Annotated in this window: 5 protein-coding genes; all 5 read left to right on the top strand. The window is 75.2% G+C overall.

Going from position 1 to position 3509, the window contains the following annotated elements; translation table 11 throughout:
• Positions 1-368, top strand: a 368-nt coding sequence (locus DVA66_RS18400; protein ID WP_232822059.1) for an MBL fold metallo-hydrolase, incomplete at its 5' end; no start/stop codon positions are given.
• A 10-nt stretch (positions 369-378) separates the two neighbouring features.
• Positions 379-1125: a ribonuclease PH gene (gene rph, locus DVA66_RS18395; RefSeq protein ID WP_114561337.1), complete on the top strand. Its 747-nt coding sequence runs from the start codon at positions 379-381 to the stop codon at positions 1123-1125.
• 3 nt (positions 1126-1128) lie between these two features.
• Positions 1129-1770, top strand: a complete 642-nt coding sequence (gene rdgB / locus DVA66_RS18390) for an RdgB/HAM1 family non-canonical purine NTP pyrophosphatase (RefSeq protein WP_114561336.1) — start codon at positions 1129-1131, stop codon at positions 1768-1770.
• Positions 1767-2576 (top strand): thymidylate synthase, encoded by an 810-nt coding sequence (locus DVA66_RS18385; protein WP_114561335.1) that lies wholly within the window; start codon positions 1767-1769, stop codon positions 2574-2576. The genes rdgB and DVA66_RS18385 overlap by 4 nt, the downstream gene beginning before the upstream one ends.
• Positions 2577-2578: 2 nt before the next feature.
• The coding region (locus tag DVA66_RS18380; RefSeq protein WP_198671931.1) for a dihydrofolate reductase at positions 2579-3509 on the top strand (931 nt) is incomplete at its 3' end.

The raw sequence follows: 3509 nt of genomic DNA, 5'->3' as shown, positions 1-3509 counted from the left end.
AGGCCTACGCGGTCCGGGTCGAGCTCGGCGCGGCCAGCCTCACCTTCAGCGGCGACACCGCCCCCTGTGCGGCGCTGGTCGACCTGGCCCGCGGCACCGACCTGCTGCTGGCCGAGGCCGGGCACCCGACCGGGGTGGCCGCCACCCCCGGCGTGCACCTCACCCCGGTCGAGGCCGCCGAGGCGGCCCGGGACGCCGGCGCCGGGGCGCTGGTGCTCACCCACGTCTCGCCCTGGTTCGACGCCGCGGCCTTCCGGGACGAGGCGGAGGCGACACTGCGCGCGGCCGGCGGGGACCAGCCCGTGCTGCGCGCCGAGCCCGGGCTCACCGTGCGCGTGACGGCCGGATCGGTCGGCGTCCTCGGCTAGGGTCACGGCCATGACCTCACCTGCCGCCGACCCCTCGCCGACCCGCGCCGACGGACGCGCCGCCGACGAGCTGCGCGAGGTGCGGATCACCCGCGGCTGGCTCGACCACGCCGAGGGCTCGGTGCTGGTCGAGTTCGGCGCCACCCGGGTGCTGGTGGCGGCCAGCGTCACCGAGGGCGTCCCGCGCTGGCGCCGTGGCACCGGCCTCGGCTGGGTGACCGCCGAGTACGCGATGCTGCCGCGGGCCACCCACACCCGTTCGGACCGCGAGTCGGTCAAGGGCCGGATCGGCGGGCGCACCCACGAGATCAGCCGGCTGATCGGGCGCAGCCTGCGCGCCGTCATCGACTACAAGGCGCTGGGGGAGAACACCATCCAGCTCGACTGCGACGTGCTGCAGGCCGACGGCGGCACCCGCACCGCCGCCATCACCGGCGCCTGGGTCGCGCTGCACGACGCCTGCACCCACCTCTCCGGGCTCGGCGCGCTGGCCGGTGAGCCGCTGACCGGCTCGGTCCAGGCGGTCTCGGTCGGCATCGTCGACGGGCGCCCGGCGCTCGACCTCAACTACGCCGAGGACAGCACCGCCGAGGTCGACCTCAACGTCGTCACCGACGGCGAGGGCCGCTTCATCGAGGTGCAGGGCACCGCCGAGGGACGCCCCTTCGACCGGGCCATGATGGACGCCCTGCTCGACCTCGCGGTGGTCGGCTGCGGCCGGCTGGCCGAGCGGCAGCACGCCGCCCTGGAGGCCTGAGCGGTGTCCCCGGCGACGACCGCGCGGGTGGTGCTGGCCACCGGCAACCCGGGCAAGCTGGCCGAGCTGCGCCGGCTCGTCGGCGACCGGCTGGAGGTGCTCGGCCTGGCCGACCTGCCGGCCTACCCCGAGCCGGCCGAGACCGAGAGCACGTTCGAGGGCAACGCGCTGATCAAGGCCCGCGCCGGGGTGGCCGCGACCGGGCTGGCCTGCCTGGCCGACGACTCCGGGCTGGAGGTCGACGTGCTCAACCGGATGCCGGGGGTGCGCTCGGCCCGCTGGGCCGGACCGGGGGCCAGCGACAGCGACAACCTGCAGCTGCTGCTGCGCCAGGTCGAGGACGTGGAGGAGGCCCGGCGCACCGCCCGCTTCGTCTGCGCGGTCGCCATCGCCCTGCCCGACGGTTGCACGGAGGTGGTGCGCCGGGAGTGGGAGGGCTGGCTGACCACCGCGCCGGCCGGGGAGAACGGCTTCGGCTACGACCCGGTGTTCGTGCCCGAGGGCCACACGCTGACCTCGGCCCAGCTGAGCCCGGAGGAGAAGGACGCCCTCAGCCACCGCGGCCAGGCGGTGCGGGCGGCCGTCCCGGTGCTGCTCGGGCTGCTAGGGGTGGAGGCGACCGGACCGGAGGAGGCAACGCGATGAGGGCTTATCTCGACCTGCTGCGGCGGGTGCTCGACGAGGGGGTGGTGAAGACCGACCGCACCGGCACCGGCACCCGCAGCGTGTTCGGCCACCAGATGCGCTTCGACCTCTCCGCCGGGTTCCCGCTGGTCACCACCAAGAAGGTGCACACCCGCTCGGTGTTCGGTGAGCTGCTGTGGTTCCTGCGCGGGGACACCAACGTCGGCTGGCTGCACGAGAACAAGATCTCGATCTGGGACGAGTGGGCCGACGCCGACGGCGAGCTCGGGCCGGTGTACGGCTACCAGTGGCGCAGCTGGCCCACCCCCGACGGCGGCACCGTCGACCAGCTGGCCCGGGTGGTGGAGCAGATCCGCACCAACCCCGACTCGCGCCGGCACCTGGTCAGCGCCTGGAACGTCGCCCAGCTCGACGAGATGGCACTGCCGCCGTGCCACACGATGTTCCAGTTCTACGTCGCCCCGGCCGACGACGGGCCGGGGCGGCTCAGCTGCCAGCTCTACCAGCGCTCCGGTGACGTCTTCCTCGGCGTCCCGTTCAACATCGCCTCCTACGCCCTGCTGACCGCGATGGTGGCGCAGGTGACCGGGCTGCGGGTCGGCGACTTCGTGCACACCCTGGGCGACGCCCACCTCTACCTCAACCACGTCGAGCAGGCCGAGCTGCAGCTCACCCGCGAGCCGCGCCCGCTGCCGACGCTGTGGCTCGACCCCGAGGTCCGCGACCTGGACGGCTTCACCCTCGACTCCATCCGCGTCGAGGGCTACGACCCCCACCCCGCCATCAAGGCCCCGATCGCCGTCTGAGCGTGACGAGGGTGATCGGGGTGGCGGCCTACGCCCGTAACCGCGTGATCGGCGACGGTCCGGACATCCCCTGGCACCTGCCCGGGGAGCAGGCCCGGTTCAAGGAGCTGACGACCGGCGGCACCCTCGTGATGGGTCGCCGCACCTACGAGTCGATCGGGCGCCCGCTGCCCGGCCGGCACACCGTCGTGCTCACCCGCGGCGGCTGGACGCCCGCGCCCGAGCACGCCGACCGGGTCTCGGTGGCCGGCGGTCCGGAGCAGGCGCTGGCGCTGGCCGCGGAGCGTCCCGGCCCGGTGTTCGTGGTCGGCGGCGGTGAGGTGTACCGGCTGCTGTGGCCGTGGCTGGACGAGCTGCGTCTCACCGAGGTGCCGGCCGAGCCGGCCGGCGACGTCACCTTCCCCGAGGTGGACCCGCGGGAGTGGGTCGAGGTGGCCCGGGAGCCGCAGCAGGGCTGGGTCGAGGTGCACCTGCGCCGCAGCCGGGCCGCGATCGGGCTGGACGTCGGCGGTACCGCGGTCAAGGCGGTGGTCTGCCGCGAGGACGGCACCGTGCTGGCCCGCTCCGAGACCGCCACCCCGCCCGGGGCCGAGGGCCTGCTGGACGTGCTGGCCGGGGTCGTCGCCGGGCTGGAGGCCGACGTCGCCGGGCTGGCCTGCGTGCCCACCGTCGGGCTGTCGGTGCCGGGCATCGTCGACGACGACCGGCAGGTGGCGCTGCACTCCACCAACCTGGGCTGGCGCGACGCCCGGCTGGCCGACGACCTGGCCGCGCGGCTGGGACGTCCGGCGGTGCTGGGCCACGACGTCCGCGCCGGCGGACGGGCCGAGCTGCGCTGGGGCGCGGCCGCGGGGGAGTCCTCGGTGATGTTCGTCGCGGTCGGCACCGGGATCGCCACCGCGCTCTACCTCGACGGCCGCGCGGTGGTCAGCG

Origin of the sequence: Desertihabitans aurantiacus, assembly GCF_003344635.1 — a bacterium.
Classification (GTDB): Bacteria; Actinomycetota; Actinomycetes; order Propionibacteriales; family Propionibacteriaceae; genus Desertihabitans; species Desertihabitans aurantiacus.
This window is presented reverse-complemented; position numbering and strand designations above follow the sequence as displayed.